The organism is Fimbriimonadaceae bacterium (genome assembly GCA_023957775.1).
Lineage (GTDB): Bacteria > Armatimonadota > Fimbriimonadia > Fimbriimonadales > Fimbriimonadaceae > JAMLGR01.
The window spans coordinates 25,209-42,541 of sequence record JAMLGR010000014.1; the positions used below are offsets into that span (position 1 = coordinate 25,209).

The 17,333-nt window shown below is 63.8% G+C and carries 15 protein-coding genes and 1 tRNA gene; 12 read left to right on the top strand and 4 right to left on the bottom strand.

From position 1 onward, the window contains the following. Positions 1-33: 33 nt before the first annotated feature. Complete coding sequence (locus tag M9921_11970) at positions 34-1,842, top strand: M48 family metallopeptidase (protein ID MCO5297563.1); 1,809 nt, start codon at positions 34-36, stop codon at positions 1,840-1,842. Here M9921_11970 and M9921_11975 read toward each other — a convergent pair. Together M9921_11975 and M9921_11980 are read right to left on the bottom strand one after the other, a co-directional pair. Next, entirely contained in the window at positions 1,823-4,870 is a 3,048-nt protein-coding gene (locus tag M9921_11975; protein MCO5297564.1) for a caspase family protein, read from the bottom strand. The genes M9921_11970 and M9921_11975 overlap by 20 nt on opposite strands. 72 nt (positions 4,871-4,942) lie before the next feature. Further along, a tRNA-Arg gene (locus tag M9921_11980) sits at positions 4,943-5,018 on the bottom strand. 81 nt (positions 5,019-5,099) lie between these two features. Between M9921_11980 and M9921_11985 the strand changes: the two genes are divergently transcribed. The 10 genes from M9921_11985 (at position 5,100) to M9921_12030 (ending at position 14,939) form a co-directional block, all read left to right on the top strand. After that, positions 5,100-5,408, top strand: coding sequence for a hypothetical protein (locus M9921_11985; protein MCO5297565.1), 309 nt, complete (start codon positions 5,100-5,102; stop codon positions 5,406-5,408). Positions 5,409-5,596: 188 nt separating this feature from the next. Next, positions 5,597-6,199, top strand: a complete 603-nt coding sequence (locus tag M9921_11990) for a PEP-CTERM sorting domain-containing protein (GenBank protein ID MCO5297566.1) — start codon at positions 5,597-5,599, stop codon at positions 6,197-6,199. Between the two features lie 158 nt (positions 6,200-6,357). After that, positions 6,358-6,648 (top strand): co-chaperone GroES, encoded by a 291-nt coding sequence (gene groES, locus M9921_11995; protein ID MCO5297567.1) that lies wholly within the window; start codon positions 6,358-6,360, stop codon positions 6,646-6,648. A gap of 37 nt (positions 6,649-6,685) precedes the next feature. Continuing rightward, positions 6,686-8,317, top strand: a complete 1,632-nt coding sequence (gene groL, locus M9921_12000) for a chaperonin GroEL (GenBank protein MCO5297568.1) — start codon at positions 6,686-6,688, stop codon at positions 8,315-8,317. 143 nt (positions 8,318-8,460) lie between these two features. Continuing rightward, positions 8,461-9,024: a four helix bundle suffix domain-containing protein gene (locus tag M9921_12005; GenBank protein MCO5297569.1), complete on the top strand. Its 564-nt coding sequence runs from the start codon at positions 8,461-8,463 to the stop codon at positions 9,022-9,024. 12 nt (positions 9,025-9,036) lie between these two features. Then, a complete protein-coding gene (locus tag M9921_12010; protein ID MCO5297570.1) occupies positions 9,037-10,164 on the top strand; it encodes a hypothetical protein in 1,128 nt (375 codons plus the stop codon). 140 nt (positions 10,165-10,304) lie between these two features. Continuing rightward, complete coding sequence (locus M9921_12015; GenBank protein ID MCO5297571.1) at positions 10,305-11,117, top strand: PEP-CTERM sorting domain-containing protein; 813 nt, start codon at positions 10,305-10,307, stop codon at positions 11,115-11,117. Between the two features lie 6 nt (positions 11,118-11,123). Continuing rightward, positions 11,124-13,676, top strand: coding sequence for a hypothetical protein (locus M9921_12020; GenBank protein ID MCO5297572.1), 2,553 nt, complete (start codon positions 11,124-11,126; stop codon positions 13,674-13,676). A 115-nt stretch (positions 13,677-13,791) separates the two neighbouring features. Next, positions 13,792-14,283, top strand: coding sequence for a hypothetical protein (locus M9921_12025; protein ID MCO5297573.1), 492 nt, complete (start codon positions 13,792-13,794; stop codon positions 14,281-14,283). Positions 14,284-14,393: 110 nt separating this feature from the next. Next, complete coding sequence (locus tag M9921_12030; protein MCO5297574.1) at positions 14,394-14,939, top strand: hypothetical protein; 546 nt, start codon at positions 14,394-14,396, stop codon at positions 14,937-14,939. A gap of 172 nt (positions 14,940-15,111) precedes the next feature. Here the strand turns inward: M9921_12030 and M9921_12035 are convergent, their stop codons facing one another. Further along, on the bottom strand, positions 15,112-15,906 hold the full coding sequence (locus M9921_12035) for a dienelactone hydrolase family protein (protein ID MCO5297575.1): 795 nt from the start codon (positions 15,904-15,906) through the stop codon (positions 15,112-15,114). A 25-nt stretch (positions 15,907-15,931) separates the two neighbouring features. Then, complete coding sequence (locus M9921_12040) at positions 15,932-16,366, bottom strand: copper amine oxidase N-terminal domain-containing protein (GenBank protein ID MCO5297576.1); 435 nt, start codon at positions 16,364-16,366, stop codon at positions 15,932-15,934. A 67-nt stretch (positions 16,367-16,433) separates the two neighbouring features. Here M9921_12040 and M9921_12045 point away from each other — a divergent pair, with 67 nt between their 5' ends. Then, positions 16,434-17,273: a zinc metallopeptidase gene (locus M9921_12045; protein MCO5297577.1), complete on the top strand. Its 840-nt coding sequence runs from the start codon at positions 16,434-16,436 to the stop codon at positions 17,271-17,273. Positions 17,274-17,333 lie beyond the last annotated feature (60 nt).

A 17,333-nucleotide genomic window follows, 5' to 3' on the forward strand; every position in this document is an offset into this window, starting at 1 on the left:
GCCGGTCGTCATCAATGCCGAACGAGTGGAGGAATGCAATACATGGTGAAGCGGGCTGTTCGATTGGGTGGGGTGCTGCTGGCGCTCTTCATTGCGACCCTTGGCGCGTGGGCAGACGGGTTCACGCAGGCGGATCTTGAGAAGATGGTGAGAGAGCTGGAGACGGTATTGCCGCCGGATCCCAAACTCCTCTATCCCATCAAATGCACCGTGGTGGAGAAGAACAACGTCAACGCCTACGCGACTGCGACCGAGGAGGGTGGAAAACTGCGCGCCACCATGGTCGTGTTCAGCGGGCTCGTCGATTTCGCGAAAGGCGATCTCAAGATGATTCGAGCGGTCGTGGCGCACGAGGTCAGCCACCTGTCTCGCGGCCACATCACGGGCCCCTCGCCCGCCGCGCGGGACGCCAGCAACCTCTGGACGCGCCAGCAGGAGTTCGATGCGGACATCACGGGCGCGGCGGCCCTCCAGCGGTTGGGCTATTCGAAGGACGACATGGTCCAGATGCTCCTGATGTTGGAGACCCTCAACGACCGGTCCGGAAGCTGGTGGGAGCAGATCAGCGCCGACCACGCGGATCCCAAGGCCCGAGCCGCGGAGATCTCGGACAACCCGACGGTGCTCAAGGCTCTGATGCAGTTCGATGTGGGTCTGGCCTTCATGGACAGTCGGCGCTGGGCCATGGCGGAGCGTTTCTTCGACGACGCGTATGCCCGCCAACCGAAGCTCGTCGAGGCGCTCGTGAATGGCGCCCAGTGCGAGCTCCAGCGCTACTACGAGTTCCTGCCGTTCGAAGTCCGGGAAAAGTGGCTGCGGCCCGATTTCGGCCCGATCTTGGCCAAACCGCAGCTCGGCTCCCGGGGAGACGTGGTCACCGACGGGGACCGCAAGCGGTACGCCGAGGCGCTGGCCAAGCTCGAAGAGGCTGTCTCCAAATCGGGGACGGTGCGGGCCAGGGAGCTTCTCGCCCTCGCCCAAGTGCTCGAACCCGACGGCAAGAAGGAGATCGTCCAGAAGGGGATCGACTCCATGAAGGCGATGACCCAGTCGTTGACGGACTCGAAAGAGGACCAGATCCTGCGGCTGCGGCTGGCCAACAACCTGTGCGTGGGATACCACCGGATCGACGACCTCAACGCCGGGTACGCCGCGTTGATGGACGCGCAGAGGAAGACGAAGTACTTCAACTACGCGCTTGGCGAGAACCTCGGTCGCATCACGGTCAACAAGCGGTCCGAGTCGGACGAAGAGCTCGCGATGAACGTGATGTTCACGTGGTTGAAGAACGCTCAGAAGGTCGCTCCCTACTGGGAGGCCGTCCACAAGAACTATGTGGACGCGTGCGGGCGGCTAAGCCTGAAGCCCAATACGATCGAAGCGCGGCCGTTGATGTTCTGCAAGGCCGTGACGCTCTACGTGGGAGGCCGCGAGTACGGCCTCTTCCGCCCCATCGAGGAGTACCGCGACGGCTTGGGAGATCCCGACGCAACGATTCGCTTCAGCGACGTCTACACCGACCTGATGGAGATGCGCTGGAAGGCGGGCAACATCTCGATCTTCACCGAGCGGGGCAATGCGATGCGCCTGACCACGTACGAATCGGGTTCGCGGCTGTTCCTGCAGCCGACGGATCGCGCCGTCTCCGGCGGGTTCAACATCACGGTGGGCATGAGCGAAACGGACCTCAAGAAGATCCTCGACCCCGAATCGGGCGTCAAGGTCAATCTCGCCAAAGGTGGCGATCTGGAGGAGTGGCGCTATTGGTCCGGGCTGAACTTGGGAATCCTTCTCGAGGACGGGCGGGTGAAGGGGTTGACGATCACCCCCGTGGACGAGTGATGCCCGCGCCCGCCTCGACGACCGGGGTCGTCGGGGCGGGTTTTGCGAGCCAGGTCGTGCGAACCCCTTTGTCGTCGAGGAGCACCAAGAGGAGGCCCCGTTCGCGGATCGGCCCGACCTCGGCGATGGTGGAGAGGGGAGGGATTTTCGCGAAGAGCTCTTGGCTCTTGCCCCCACTGCGGACCGTCGCGAGGAGATTGCCGTTGGCGTCCACGGTCCCCGAGATCGCGAACAGGGTCCCGTCGCCGGTTTCGAAGAGCCCGGAGGCCTTGCCTTGGGAGGTCGCGCTCAGCGTGAGCTTGCCCGTGCTGCGCTCCATGGCGTCGTCGACGGCGTCGACGTTCCATTCGATCGATCCGGCGAACCGGCCCGCACCCGCACCGGTGTAGGCGAAATCCGCGATCAACGGGCTACCCAGCTGGGCGATCGACGCATCGTACGCCAGCGCATCGACCTTCGCATCTTCGCCGGCCGCGCGCGCAAGGTCTCCAAGCTGGCGCATCGCCTCGAGGTGGACGAACGGGTAGCCCCACGAGCGCTCGGTGCGGGACTCTTCGAGCAACGGGACGGCGTCCTCCTTCTTGCCGAGTTTGAGAAGTGCGAGCCCTTTCAAGGCGCGCGCGTAGCCCTCCACAGGCTCCGAGTCGGAAAGGGTTTTGAGGATCTCGTCCCGTTTGGGTCCATCGGCGTCGAGGTACGCGCGCAACAGGGTTTCGCCAAGGCCCTCTGCGCCCGGGTAGGGAGTGAACTTCGCGAGCAAGGCGCGGGCGCGGTCGGGCCGGCCCCGCATGGCGTGGGTGAAGGCGAGGTGACGGATCGCGTCGCTGGCGACCGGGCCCGCGGCGAGGGCCATGGTTTCCAGCTTTTCGCACGTCGCGTCATCGCCCGCGCCCGCGAACGCGATGACCAGCGTGCTGAGCGCGTCGGCGGGCACGGTGCCTGCGTCGATGAGCTTCCCGAACTGCTCGCGACAGGCCCGAGCGACCTGCATTTGCCGTTCCATCATCGCGCCCATCCGCACCAACGGCCACCAGCCGTACACGGTGGGCCCCAGGTCTTTGCGCACCTCGTCCAGCATGAGGAACGCGCCGTTGGCGAACATGGCATACGTTTCCGCCGGGACCTTCCCCTGGTCGAAGGCATCGCCCAGAAACGCATCGAAGAGCTCGACGAACTCGATGCGCAGCCCCACGGGATCCGGCGCGTACGACTCGGCTTCGGCATAGGCCTTGAGCAGGGCCTCGCTGCCCCCTTGCAGCGCGTCGGCGACGGAGGCGGCGAGGCGGGCCTTCCATGAGTACTTGAAGCGCTGGGCGATGGCGGCCGCCTCTTGGGCGACTTGGGCCGAATCTGCGCCCAGCACGCGGAGCCCTTGAAGCATGGAATCGGCGTCGCGAACCGACTCGAAGGCCAACTTGACCTCTGCGACCGCCCCGGCGCGGTCCCCCTGGTCGCGCAGGATTTGGGCTTTTTTCACGTGCCAGATCGAGACGTGGGAGCCACCCGCCTCGATGCGCTGGTCCACGAGCTTGGCGAACTCGGCGCGGGCACCCTGCGTTTCCAGGAGATTGGCCAGGAGGAGGGCTCCGATGTTGGCCGTCGGCTCCTCCTCGGGGTCTTCCGTGCGGTTGGCGACGCGGCCGAAGGCCTGGCGGGCGTCCTCGAGGCGGTTCTCCAGGACCGCCGCTTCGCCCGCGAAGTAGTCGCGGAACCGCGAGGGAAGTTCCTCGAGCTTCTGCACGTCGCGCAGGAACGCGATCTGGGCGTCCTTCTGGGCGTAGAGCTTCAAGACGCTCCACGCCACGTAGGCGCTGACCGAGTCGTGCCCGAGCGCGAACACGCGCTGGGCGGCCTTTGCTCGTTCGACGGGGTCGAAGGACGTGTCCGGATCGAAGCTGGCCGAGAGGCTTCCGAAGTAGGATGCGGGATCCTCCGTGCGGACCTGGCGGAACCGTTTGGAGGCCTCGGCCTGGCGTTCGGTGAGGTAGAAGGTCAATCCGAGCATGTAGGTGCCGAAGGGGGATAGCCCTATCGACTCGGCGGCCCGGAGAATTTCGACGGCGTCTTCGGGGCGCCCGCCGTCGAGGAGCACGGACGCGTACTCGGTCATCGCGGCCACGAACGCGTCGGGATCGAGGGACTTCGCCTGTTCCCGAAAGGCGGCGACCGTCTCGGGATCGCCACTTTCGGGCGGATAGGCGGCAAGAAGCACGTCCTCGGTCGGACTGCTCCACACCGCCGGGACCTGGGCGTCGTCGCCGTAGTCGCGTTCGGTGTCGGCCTGCGTTTCGCTCTGGACGCGTTTGCCCACTTCGGAGGCCCAGAGGGCGCCGGACACCGGATTGCGCGCCTTCGGATCTTCCAAGACGCGAAGGAGGTGGTAGGCGAACACCCCGTGTTGGAGGCGCCCCTCCTCGTAGGAGCGTTGCCCGGGTGCCGTTCCCAGCATGACGGCGATGTTGGCTTCGCGGCCGAGTCGTTGGAGCTCCTCGCCGAACGGATTCTCCTTGCCGCTCCGGCATGCGTCGGCGATGATCAGGACGTTCTTAAGCCCTCGTTTGACGAAGCGCTGGACGAGGGACGCCACGGGAACGCCGACGACTTTTGCGGAGGCTTTCCGGGCATCCGTAGGCAGCAGGAAATCGCCCTCGGGGAGACCGACGCCGTGGCCGGCGAAGAAGAAGACAAAGAGGTCGCCCTTGTCGAGCCTGGGGTCCGCCAGGAGGGTCTCCAGTTCGCCGATGATGTGCCCCGCGGTGGGGGTGTCTTTGGCTTCCCCGTCGTCGGTGAGGAGCCGCAGGGTGTCCGGTTCGAACCGAAAGCGCTGGACGAGCGTGTCCGCGACGGCGCGCGCGTCGTCGCACGCGTACTTGAGGGGGGCGTAATCCTCGTACCCTTCGGCGCCGATCACGATGGCCCAGCGCTTTCCCTGCACGAACGGGACCGTGGTCGACGCCGCAGGCGCCCGCTGGCCCCACACAAGCGGGACGAGGGCCAGGAGGAAAAGGGGAACGAGTCTGAGCCGCACGAAGTCCATGATAACCTTGGAAGGGGTCGTTTGCGGGCTCTCTTTGGCTGCGGGAGCCGTGCGGGAGGGATTTGGCGCGGACGAAGGGATTCGAACCCCCAACCCTCAGTTCCGAAGACTGATGCTCTATCCGTTGAGCTACGTCCGCCTGAAGAGCGAGTCTACCTAGGCGGGCTTGACCCAGCCCACCCTCGTGAGGGTACAAGGGCTGTCCGATAATTCAATCGAAATGGTCGAACTGCTGGAATGCCCGGTGTTGGGATTGGAGGACACGTTCCCCGAGAGCGTGCACGTCCTGCATCACCCTTCGACCGGCAAATACGGTTGCTACTGCCACGAGGGCGTGCACGGCGTCGCGAGTTTCGAATCCAAGGGTGCGGCGATGCGGTTCAGCGAGCAGATCGATTTGACGGGGATCTGCATCGTCGAGGTCAGCTTCGAGGATGCGCGCCAGATCGCCAAGGAGCGGCCGATGCCCGTGGTGGCTTTGATGCTCCTCGACCGACTGGATGCGCCCCTCATCCACTACGTTCGCTAACAGGCGGCGCATGTGCCGCAACCTTGCACGTGTCCTAAACTTCGATATCGAGGCGAGCGACGTTGCGATTTTTGCGAGGAATGCAAAAGGGGCCTTTCGTTTCTTGAAAGGACGTCGTATACTGTCTCTAGATCGGAGGTTGTTTCAGGGCGAGTGACCCTGGGCCACCTTTTGAGAGGAGAATTGGGATGCGAAGATTCGTTACGTTGGCCATCGGAGCGGTGCTCGTCGCGCCCGCTTCGGCATTTGTGTACTCGGCGGACGACGGCGTTGCGGAAGCGAACTACGGCAACGCGAACGGCGGTTCGATGATGTGGCTCAACCACTTCACCGTCCAACCAGGCGGCACGGTCATCAACCAGGTTTTGGGTGCCTTCGGCAACGTCCCGAACGGGGCGGCCGTCACGGCGCACCTCTGGTCGGACCCGAACGGCGACGGCAATCCCATCGACGCGGTGTCGTTGGCTTCGGGCTCCTCGGTGACGGCGAACGCGCTGACCAACACGTTCAACGCCTTCACGATCCCGACGATCGTGCGCCCGGTGGGCACCTCGTTCTTCGTCGGGTTCCGAATGTCGTTCGCTGCGGGGATGACTCCCGCCCGCGTGGACATGACGGTTCCGCACGGCCAGAGCTGGATGGTGGTGGGCAACAGCCCGAACAACCTCTCGGGCGCCGTCGCCTACGACGGGAACTGGCTCATCCGAGCCAACGCGGTTCCCGAGCCGACGAGCGTGATCGCGCTTGCGGCAGGCGCCGCAGCGCTCCTTCGCCGACGCAGAAAAGCCTGAACCTCCACCGCTCAAGATCCTGAGCAGGCGTGCCATGGAATTGGCACTCCTGCTCTTTTTTTGCCAAACAGGGGTTGACGTTCGGGTTCCATTCAGAGGTACCTTTTAGCAGTCACTCTCAATGAGTGCCAGTCACACACATTTGGAGGATGGAACCTATGGCCAAACTGAAACCGCTCGGCGACAAGGTCGTCGTGCAGGTCCTGGAGCAAGACGAGAAGACTGCTTCGGGACTGTATCTGCCGGACACCGCGAAGAAGAAGCCCCAGGAGGGGAAGGTGGTTGCGGTAGGAACCGGTCGCGTGCTCGACAACGGCGACCGCAACAAGCTCACCGTCAAGACCGGCGACCGCGTGCTGTTCAGCAAGTACGGCGGCAACGAGGTCACCCTCGACGGCGAGGAGTACACGATCCTCGACGAAGACCAGATTTACGCGGTGCTGAACTAGCGTTTTTGCCTCACCCAAGCAGCAAGGAGAACACACAATGCCAGCCAAACAGCTTTTGTACGATGAGAATGCGCGTCGCGCCCTCGAGCGCGGCGTGGACAAGGTCGCGAACGCGGTCAAGGTGACGCTCGGTCCGAAGGGCCGCAACGTCGTGCTCGACAAGAAGTGGGGAAGCCCCACGATCACCAAGGACGGCGTGACGGTCGCCAAGGAGATCGAGCTCGAGGATCCCTACGAGAACATGGGCGCGCAGCTCTGCAAGGAGGTCGCGTCGAAGACGAACGACGTGGCGGGCGACGGCACGACCACGGCGACGGTGCTTGCGCAGTCGATCGTGGGCGAGGGCCTGCGCTACGTGGCTGCGGGCGGCAACCCGATCGCGGTGAAGCGCGGCATCGACCATGCGGTCGAGGCCGTGGTGGCCGAGATCAAGAAGGCCGCCAAGCCGATCAAGGACAAGGAGCAGGTCGAGTTCGTCGCGACGATCGCGGGCAACGACAACGAGATCGGCAAGCACGTCGCCGAGGCGATGGACAAGGTCGGAAAGGACGGCGTCATCACGGTCGAGGAGAGCAAGGGTCGCGACACGAACCTCGAAGTGGTCGAGGGCATGCAGTTCGACCGCGGCTACGTCTCGCCGTACTTCGTCACCGATCCGGAGCGGATGGAGGCGGTGCTCGAGAACCCGCTGATCCTGCTTCACGAGAAGAAGATCTCGAACGCGCAGGAGTTGATCGCCTTCCTCGAAAAGGCCGCGGCCACCCGACGGCCGATCCTGCTGATCGCCGAGGACATCGAGGGCGACGCGCTCGCCACGATCGTGCTCAACAAGATCCGGGGCGTGCTGCAGGTGTGTGCCGTGAAGGCGCCGGGCTTCGGCGATCGCCGCAAGGCCATGCTCGAGGACATCGCCACCCTGACGAACGGCAAGTTCATCAGCGAGGATCTGGGCACGAAGCTCGACAACGTGGCGATCGACATGCTCGGCACGGCGAAGAAGGTGATCGTGACCAAGGAGGAGACGACGATCATCGAGGGCGCCGGTTCGAAGGCGGACGTCATGGGCCGCATCGGCATGATCAAGGCCCAGATCGAGAAGACCGACAGCAACTATGACCGCGAGAAGCTCCAGGAGCGCCTGGCCAAGCTGAGTGGCGGTGTGGCGGTCATCAAGGTCGGCGCGTCGACCGAGACCGAGCTCAAGGAGAAGAAGCACCGGTACGAGGACGCTTTGTCCGCGACCCGTGCGGCTGTCGAAGAGGGGATCGTCCCCGGCGGCGGTGTGACGCTCCTCGCAGCCGCGAAGGCGCTTGGTGCGATGAAGGCGGAAGGCGACGAGGCCACCGGCATCGCCATCGTGCGCCGAGCGCTCGAAGAGCCCCTGCGCCAGATCGCCGAGAACGCGGGCCTCGAGGGCAGCGTGATCGTCGAGAAGGTGAAGGGCGCCAAGCCCGGCTTCGGCCTCAACGCGGCCACCGGCGAGATCGTGGACATGGTGAAGGCCGGCATCGTCGACCCCGCCAAGGTCACGCGCAGCACGATCCAGAACGCGGCGTCGATCGCAGGTCTCGTGCTGACGACCGAAGCGCTGGTCGTCGAGAAGCCCGAGTCCAAGAAGGCCGCGCCGGCCATGCCCGGCGGCGGCGGCATGGACGGCATGGACTTCTAGTCCGAGCCCCAAGCCCCCCGCGCCACGGCGCGGGGGGCTTTTTTGGTTTGTGGCGGGTGGGAGAGGTTGGCCGGATCGAACCGATCGGACCGATTGATCGGGAAGAAGTGTCTTAAGTTTCATATGATAATATAATAACTGTCATGTCCCGTCCACTCATTCCCAAGCATGGCGGCTACCGGGACCTGAGGGCGTTTCAATGTGCCGAAGCGGTTTACGATGGCACGGTGGCCTTCTGCGCACGGTTCCTGGACAAGCGCTCACGCACGATCGACCAGATGGTTCAGGCGGCGCGGAGCGGCCGTCAGAACATTGCGGAGGGAAGTCGCGCTTCGGGCACGTCCAAGAAGACTGAGTTGAAACTCGTCAGCGTTGCTCGCGCCAGCCTCGACGAGTTGCTCCTGGACTACGAAGACTTCTTGCGTCAACGTGGGTTGACCCTTTGGGGAAAGGACCACGTCAAGGCTATGTTCATTCGGGGTTTGGGTAGACAGCAAAGTCCGGAAGTTCGACCCTACGAGCGCTACCGAACATACGTCGAGACGAAGTCGGCGGAGACTGCGGCCAACACCATGATCTGCGTGATTCATCAGGCCAATTACCTGTTGGACCGTTTGCTCCGGCAGTTGGAGCAAGCCTTCGTGGACGAAGGGGGCTTTACCGAGAAGCTCTACCGGGCGCGCTTCGAGGCTCGCGATCGGCGTTAGAATGGGCTTGTCGTGAAACCTCTGGTTGCCGTCGTGATGCTTCTAACGATTCTGGGGTGCGCCAAGCAGGGACCCTCGAACCAGCGGGTGCTTCCGCCAAAGCCGGTGGCGAAAGTCAATGTTGAACCCGTCGAGACCTCCCAACTGCCTCGACCCGGATCGCCGACGGCCAACCCGAAGGAGTGGGAACTCGCGTTCGTACGGGACGACGACCTTTGGGTGGGTCGTGGCGATGGGTCGGGGACGACTCTCGTCGCCAAACAGGCAAACAGCCCCACTTGGTCTTTCGACGGGAGGTGGCTGGCGTATCGCCAAGGTAGGACACTGCGCTTGATGGATACCCGAACCAACAAGACCACCACGCTGGCGGAGGGAGGCGAGGTGCTGGAGACAGGCCCTGCTGGGTGGGGGATCGACCGTGTGCAGATGACATTCGACCCGATCCAACCGAAGCTGGTTGTGGCGATGGGAGAGGGCTTGCGGGTGTTCGATCTCGACGGAGATCCGCAGTCTCCCCGGGACATTCTCGTGAATCTCAACTGGATCGAAGGGTGCCCGACGTGGTCGCCCTCGGGTTCGAAGCTCGCGTTCACCCGGAACGGCGACGTTTGGATTGCCCTCCGCAACGTCGAGCGCTGGCGTGCTGCCATCCGCGACGGAGGCGGGCTCCATGACGAGGGCGGGTACTCGGTGGACTACTACGACGACGCGCGCCGCTTGGTCGCGCTGGCCGTTTGGAATGATGGCGAGACGGGCGTCAGCGCAAGGACACCCTTTTGGGTCGACGGTCTGGCTTGGACGGCAGACGAGAAGCGGCTGATCTTCCACTTTCAGCGTATGGGAGGCTCGGGCGTGTCCCAGGTTGGCACCATCGACCTTGAGCCGGTTGAATCAGGCGATTGGGAGCTGCAAAGTGGATTTCGCACCAAGGTGACCTGGCTCACCGGGATTGGCGAGACGACCCTTTGGCCGCAGGTCTGCCCCGACGGCACCCGTCTCAGTGTGGTGCGAGACGGTGGGCTGGAGATCCTCCCGTGGGACGGTTCGGCACCGCAGAGCATCCTCGGCGACGTGTGGGACTACGCGTGGCGACCGTTCCAGCCCTCGAACGCCTCGATCTCTGTCAATGCGCCCAAGTAGAGTTCGATGGCGAGACTTCGAGGTTCAACCAGCAAATCTACCGTACCGGGTTCCGCATATATGTACTAAGATGGCATTTGAGAAGTTGTCTACCCGAGGGGGGAGTTGCCATGTATTTGAAAGGAAGACTCCGAGGAGTTGTGCTCCTTGTCTGCGTTAGCTTCGCGGCTGTGTCCCAAGCGGCATTCGACTTGTGGGCGATCGACTACGATTCAGGGGACCTGTACGCGTTCGATCCAGGAAACGTCGTTGGCGGCGTCGTCACGAACGACATCGTCGGGTCGACCGGGGTGACGGGCTGGGCGTGCCTCGAGTACAACCGGAGCGACCGATTCCTGTACGGATTCACGACCGGGAGCACAGCGGCCCTCTACAGGATCGATCCGCAAAACGCTCGGGCGACCCAAATCGGAGCACTGAATGTGGGCTTCGTGTTCGAGGGTTCGCTCGTTTTCGCCCCCGACGGTACGGCCTATGGAACCAATGCCGGCACCGCTCAAGCGCCGAGCTTCTTCACCGTCAACCTGACGACGGGGGCGGGCACGATGGTGAGCACGATCGGCGGCTTGGCCCACGACGTGAACGGGACCGCATGGAGGCCGGACGGCAAGATCGCCGGCATCGATCGGGTCACCAATAACCTCCTGATCTACAACCCCGCCAACGGCTTTATCTCGGACCAGCTTGGCGTGACGCCCGTACTGGGCGAGGTCGGTGGGATGGCCGTGCTCCGAGGCCAGGCCTATCTGTCGACGAGCGGGCCCGGAGGGGTGTTTCCAGCGGACAACAAGTTGTACAAGTTGAATCTCGAGACCGGAGCTACGGTCGAGGTGGGCACGCTCGCGGCGTTGGGCGGTACGGGCTTCAGTGGGTTGGCCGCCGTGCCGGAACCGGCGACGATTCTGTTCCTGGTCGGAGGATTGGCCGGGCTTGCCGCACGGAAGAGGAGGTAGGAAGAGATGAAGAGACCTACAGGGATTGTTGCGATCGTGGCCGCGATCGCTGTGGGCGCGTTCGCGGTCGTTCGCGTGCTGACGCCGAGGGCCGCGGAGGGCGCGTTCGGAGAAAGCCGAGTTGCCATTCCCACCAAGGCCGAGCCGGATGCCGGTTTCTTGGACGCCTACGAAGAGTACATCAAGCTGCGTGCCTACCCTCGCGAGGACGTCGACTGGATCGGCTTCCAGAATGCGGCGATCGAGCGTGACGCGCTGATGGATCACGCCATTACGGATGCTCCCGTTTGGAAGTATGTCGGTCCGACCGAGTTGGGGAGTTCGGGCGGGATGTGGTTTGGGCCGTCGCCCGTGTCCGGGCGCGTGTCGGCAATCGCCTTCGAACCTGGGATTTTGAATCTCCCGAAGGTCTATGCCGCATCGCCGAGCGGGGGGGTATGGCGGGATCAATACCCCTACGATCGTTGGGTCCCGTTGTCCGACGAATGGCCCTTCCTTGGTGTGAGTTCGATCGCGATCCATCCAACGAATCCCCAGCTCATTCTTGTAGGGACGGGTGACTTCGACGGTGGGAATCCGCTCGGAGCCCGCGGCATCCGACGGACTGTGGACGGCGGAACGACTTGGACGGAGATTTTGAGCCCTCCGGCGGCGGGCATCTGCATCAGTGCGATTGCGTTCGACCCTGACAATCCGAACATCGTGATCGCGACGGCCGGTCGGGGCCAGCAGGGTCTGGCTGGAAATGGAAGGATCTATCGCTCGACGGATGCGGGGAGGACGTGGGCGGCCGTTGGAGGGACGCCCGCGGCGATTTGGAGCAGCGTCGTGATGGGTGCGCTCAGCAAGACCACGGGCGTTCGCTTGTATTACGCCACCGCAACCTCACCGACAGGGATGGTCTGGCGATCGGCGGATCAGGGTCAGACGTGGCAACAGCTCCCGGTGCCGCTCATGAACGCGGCTTACGACGCGGTGGAGGCTGCGACCTCCCCCACGGACCCGGGAGTGGTCTACGTCCTGGCGGGCAGAAGACCGCAGAACGCGGCGAACGTCGGTGTTTGGCGGAGCCTGACGGGGGGTGCCGTCGCCAGTTCTTGGAAGAGCGTTTCAGCCAACGTCAACTCATTCCCCCACCACGACCAGGGGACCGACTTCTACAACTGGGATCAGGTCTTCTACGATGCGCACATCGCGTGCTCGACCTACAAAACGAACAACGCGGATGTCGACGTTCTCTACGTTGGTTTGATCGACCTCGTGGCTTCGGTGAACGCCAATACGGCCGATCCTACGGCGGTGCGCTGGAAGAGCGTCGGTATGACGTACTCCTCCAACACCCCCGGCCTGCACAACGACCAACACTCGATCGCATTCCAGCCCAACCATCCCAATACCGCTCTCGTTGGGTGTGACGGAGGGCTGTACTGGATGCAGTTCGATCCCACAAACGTGCGATGGACCTTTCGGCAGTTTCTGAACGGCCACCTGGGCATCTCGGAAGTCTATACGGCGGCGTTCTTCGGAGGGAATGGCAGGAATCCAAACGCGGCCACGCAAATTCTTGCCGGCGTGCAGGACAACGAGCACTACCGTATTGATTCGAATGGCGAGTGGCCGAACGCGGTGCAGAGTGGGGACGGCCATGGAACGGGCATTATCCCGGTTCAAACCGGCGTGCGTCCCAACGTGGTTGGTCCGGGCATGATCCAGTACGCGTCGGGCTACACCAGCACGACGTCGGGACGGAAGATCAAGTACCTCACGATGCAACGGACCGCCGATGCCTGGGCCCATCAGGCCAGCGTCAGGCCGTTTTTCAACGTCGGAGGAGCGGGGGGCAATCAGGCAAACAACGAGGCGTCCCTCTTCTTCCCGCCGATCGCGATCAACCCGACCGCCGACGAGGTGTTCACGGGGTCGGTGTTCCTCTATCGGCGCACCGCGAACGCAGCTTGGGTGCGAACGGGTCTTGACAACGCCGACCGGAACCCGATCACCGCGCAGCCGATCACGGCGATTGCCGTGGCACCGTCCAGGCCCGCCACCGTCTACGTGGGCGCTATGGACGGCTCGGTCTTCGTATCGCGCATGTCCGGCAAGGGTGGGTCGTGGACGCAAATCGATGGGGGCACCTTCCCCCGCCCGATCACAAGCATCGCGGTGCATCCAACGCAACCGAACACGATCTTCGTGACGCTAGGCGGAAACACGGGGCAACCGCGACGCGTGTACACCTGCGCCGACACGTCGATCCGACGCATCCGTTGGACGAGCGTTTCGGGCACCGGTCCCAACGCAACGCTTCCTGATGTCCACACGACCGTGATCACGCTGGATCCCGACGCGCCGTCGAGGATCTTCTATGTGGGGACAGACATTGGGTTCTTCTATACCAAGGACGCCGGGCGGACTTGGAAGGACGGGAACACCAATCTGGGGTTGCCCAAGGTCGCGGTGAACTCCATCTCGGTCGTTGGCAACCACGCCAACGCGACGATCTACGTGGCCACGTACGGGCGTGGTCTGTGGCAGGCACGGTATGGGGACCTTCCATGAGGCGCCCGCGGCCCGCCCCAAAAGTTGTGGACACGCGGGCCGAATGGCCTCGGTAGGCTAGCGCGCGGGAAGAGAATGCGGTAGCTTCTACTTTCCCATAGGAGGAAGCAAGCGAATGAGTATCACAGCACAAGGCGTCGACGCCCGAGCGTATCTGAGCGGATGGCTCCAGGGCCTCACCGGCATGTATTCGGCCGACATCATGGCGATCCCGGACGACCAGTGGGAGGCCACGCACGGTGGATGCACCAAGTCGGCGCGGGACCTCACGGCGGACGCGATCGGAATGCTCGGCTGGACGACCGAAGCGCTGAAGGGCAACGTCGTCGAACTTCAGGAGTCGTATGTGAACGAGCAGCTCAAGGGCGCCTGCGCGACGAAGGGGGGTGCGTGCGAGAAGTTGGCGGCCGCCTCGCAAGCGTTTGCCGCGGCCCTCAATTCGGCGAGCGACGAGGCTCTCAACGCGATGGTGACCCCGCCGTGGAAGATGGACGCTCCGCTCTTCCTGATCGCCCAGATCGCGGTCAGCCACCTCTGGTACCACGACGGCCAGCTCAACTACATCCAGTGCCTCCTGGGCGACGACCAGGTCCACTGGATGCATTAGGGACGGGAATCGGGAATCGGGAATCGGGAATCGGGAATCGGGAATCGGGAATCGGGAATCGGGAATCGCTCTTGAGTGCTCCATCGTCCTAACCCTCACGGAGGTGGACGATGGAGTTTCTCTCTGCATTGTGGATACCGATCGTCGTTTCGGCGGTCTTCGTTTGGATCGCCAGCTTCTTGACCCATATGGTGTTTCCGCACCACAAGAAGGAGTGGGTCGGGCTACCGGATGAGGCCAAGTTCAACGCGGCGCTCGAAGGGGTTCCTCCCGGACAGTACATGTTCCCATTCGGGACCATGGAGGATCAGAAGAACCCCGAGTTCCAGGCCAAGATGAAGGCGGGCCCTTGCGGCACGCTGACGATCTGGTCGGGTCCGGTGAACATGGGGCGGAACCTCGTGCTCACCCTTCTTTACTACATGGTGGTCGGCCTCTTTGCCGCTTACGTGGCGTGGCATGGGCTCGGGGAGGGGGAGCACCCCTATCTGCTGGTGTTTCGCATCACGGGTGCCGTTGCGTTTGCGGCGCACGGTTTGGGTTGGATGTCGCACGCCATCTGGTACGGCTGGAAGGGATTCTGGGCGGATCTGGCCGACGGTCTGCTGTACGCCCTCATCACCGGAGGCACCTTCGGCTGGCTCTGGCCGCACTGAGCACGCCGGGCCAGGCTCTTCCTCGTCTGGCTGAAGAACGACCTCAAAAAGGTCGCCCGGGGTCAAGTTGTAGCGAGACCCCGGGCTCAGAGGGCGTCCCGGCGCACCGGGAGCAGGGGGCTGAAATGGGACCGCGCGCCTCTTTCAGCATCCTGCGAGGAGGTTCCCTGGGTTACAGCTTCTTCAAAATGGCCAACATCCGGAGCCACGCCTTGTTGCGCCCCTCTTTGTTGGCGGCTTGCGCGTCGGGTTGTTCGCCGCTCCGCATGAAACCGTGTCCCGCGCCCTCGTAGACGACGGGTTCGTACGTCTTGCCGGCGGCCTTCATCAATCGCTCGCTCTCGGGAATGGTCGAGCTGACGCGGTTGTCGTTTCCGCCATAGAATCCATAGACGGGACACTGGATTTTGGCGAGCAGGGCGGGGTCGGTCGGCCCCGTGCCGTAGAACGGAAGCGCCGCGGAGAGATCCTTGCGCGCCGTCGCAAAGAGAAACGTCTGTGTCCCGCCCCAACAGAACCCCGCCACCGCGAGTTTGCCGTTTGCCGAGGGGAGTCTCTTTCCGTAGTCGCAGGCGGCGTTGAGATCGCCGATCACCTGCTGGGAGGGGAGGCCGCTGATCGCTTCACGAATCTTTCCGACGTCGGGAAAGGAGTCGGACCTGCCGCCGTTCGGACCCATGCCCGACAACAGGTCGGGGGCGATGGCGATGTAGCCGTACTCGGCCAGTCGGTCGGCGACGGACATGACCCAGTCGGACATTCCCATGATCTCGTGGATGACGATCACGACGGGGGCCTTCTCCTTGCGCTCCGGATAGACGACGAAGCACTTCACCTTGCGCGGACCGTTGTCGACGGACACCCACTCCTGGTGGCGGGGCGACGCGTCGACGCGCTCCTTGGCCCAATCCTGGGCGAAACCGGACGCGGCGACGAGCAGGGCGGCGGTCAAGGCAAGCAGTCTCATATCCCCATTCTACGAGATCGTCCCTTCAGGGGAGAAGCGCGGGTGGTGGCTCCGTAGTGATCACGACCAGCTTCTCGATCCCGTTCCAGACGACCTTGGCGCCGAGCGCCTCGCTGATGAAGCGCAGCGGGATCAGGGTGCTGCCCTCGATGATCTGGGGAGCGACGTCGAGGATGACGGGCACATCGTTGCGCAGGGCGGTCGTCTCTCCGATGCGCATCCAGATGTGGCGGCCTTCCTTCTCGGCGGTCACAACCTTCTTCTCGTCGTCCCAAGTCACGGTGGCGCCAAGCTGTTCGAACACGCTCCGTACCGGAACGAGCACGCGTCCGTCCCGGATTTGGGGTGGCGTGCCGTCGTAGGTGCCGGGGACTCCGTTCACCTCGACGCGAACGATCTGGCCCTGGCCCATCGGGAGGGCGACCACCGCGGCCACGACGCAAGTCAGCAACGTGTTCATCGATTCGATTATTCCCGACTTTGCCACAATGGGGACGGACGCGCGGCCAATCGCGCTGGAGGATTGAATGCGTTGGAAGGGACGGCGCGAGAGCGGCAACATCGAGGATCGCCGCGGGGCGAGGACGACGGCGGTCGGCGGGGGAATCGGGGTGGTGGTCCTCCTCCTGATCGCCTGGGCGCTCGGCGGGGACCCGGTGCAATTGCTGTCGCAGTTGAGCGAGGGCGGCGTGCAACAGGGCCAGAGCGCACCCGACCCGGCGGAGGAGCCGCTGCGGGAGTTCGTCGCGGTGACCCTGGCGGATACGGAGCAGGTTTGGAACGAGTTGCTCCCCCAACAGGCGGGTGTCGCGTACCGCGAGCCCAAGCTGGTGCTCTTCACGGACCGGGTTCAGAGCGCGTGCGGGTTGGCGGGGGCGGCGGTCGGTCCGTTCTACTGTCCCGAAGATGAAGATGTGTACCTCGACCTCGGATTCTTCGAGACGCTTTCCAAGCGTTTGGGCGCCAAGGGGGATTTTGCCAGGGCGTACGTGGTCGCCCACGAGGTGGGCCACCATGTGCAGAAGATATTGGGCACGATGGAACGGGTCGACGCCCAAAGACGGCGATTGAGCGAGCGCGAAGCCAATGCTCTGACGGTCCGCCTCGAACTGCAGGCGGACTTCTACGCGGGCGTGTGGGCCCATCACGCCCGGTCGGTCGCGGGGCTGGACGAAGCCGACATCCGCGAAGCGATCGAAGCCGCGGGAGCGATCGGAGACGACACGCTTCAGATGAAGGCTCGCGGGGAGGTGGTGCCCGACGCGTTCACGCACGGCACCAGCGCGCAGCGCACCCGCTGGTTTCTCCGAGGATGGGAGACCGGTCGGTTGTCCGAAGGCGACACGTTTGCGGCGCGGTCGCTCTAGGTTTTGTTCGAACCCGCAATTTTGCGGGGGTCAGGCCGCGGCAAAATCGGATACGGTGGA

What these genes read in the sequence shown, in the direction of transcription:
- M9921_11970 (MCO5297563.1), top strand. Translation starts at nt 34, where the DNA reads ATGCAATACATGGTGAAGCGGGCTGTTCGATTGGGTGGGGTGCTGCTG.
- M9921_11985 (MCO5297565.1), top strand. Translation starts at nt 5,100, where the DNA reads ATGGTCGAACTGCTGGAATGCCCGGTGTTGGGATTGGAGGACACGTTC.
- M9921_11990 (MCO5297566.1), top strand. Translation starts at nt 5,597, where the DNA reads ATGCGAAGATTCGTTACGTTGGCCATCGGAGCGGTGCTCGTCGCGCCC.
- groES (MCO5297567.1), top strand. Translation starts at nt 6,358, where the DNA reads ATGGCCAAACTGAAACCGCTCGGCGACAAGGTCGTCGTGCAGGTCCTG.
- groL (MCO5297568.1), top strand. Translation starts at nt 6,686, where the DNA reads ATGCCAGCCAAACAGCTTTTGTACGATGAGAATGCGCGTCGCGCCCTC.
- M9921_12005 (MCO5297569.1), top strand. Translation starts at nt 8,461, where the DNA reads ATGTCCCGTCCACTCATTCCCAAGCATGGCGGCTACCGGGACCTGAGG.
- M9921_12020 (MCO5297572.1), top strand. Translation starts at nt 11,124, where the DNA reads ATGAAGAGACCTACAGGGATTGTTGCGATCGTGGCCGCGATCGCTGTG.
- M9921_12025 (MCO5297573.1), top strand. Translation starts at nt 13,792, where the DNA reads ATGAGTATCACAGCACAAGGCGTCGACGCCCGAGCGTATCTGAGCGGA.
- M9921_12030 (MCO5297574.1), top strand. Translation starts at nt 14,394, where the DNA reads ATGGAGTTTCTCTCTGCATTGTGGATACCGATCGTCGTTTCGGCGGTC.
- M9921_12035 (MCO5297575.1), bottom strand. Translation starts at nt 15,906, where the DNA reads ATGAGACTGCTTGCCTTGACCGCCGCCCTGCTCGTCGCCGCGTCCGGT.
- M9921_12040 (MCO5297576.1), bottom strand. Translation starts at nt 16,366, where the DNA reads ATGAACACGTTGCTGACTTGCGTCGTGGCCGCGGTGGTCGCCCTCCCG.
- M9921_12045 (MCO5297577.1), top strand. Translation starts at nt 16,434, where the DNA reads ATGCGTTGGAAGGGACGGCGCGAGAGCGGCAACATCGAGGATCGCCGC.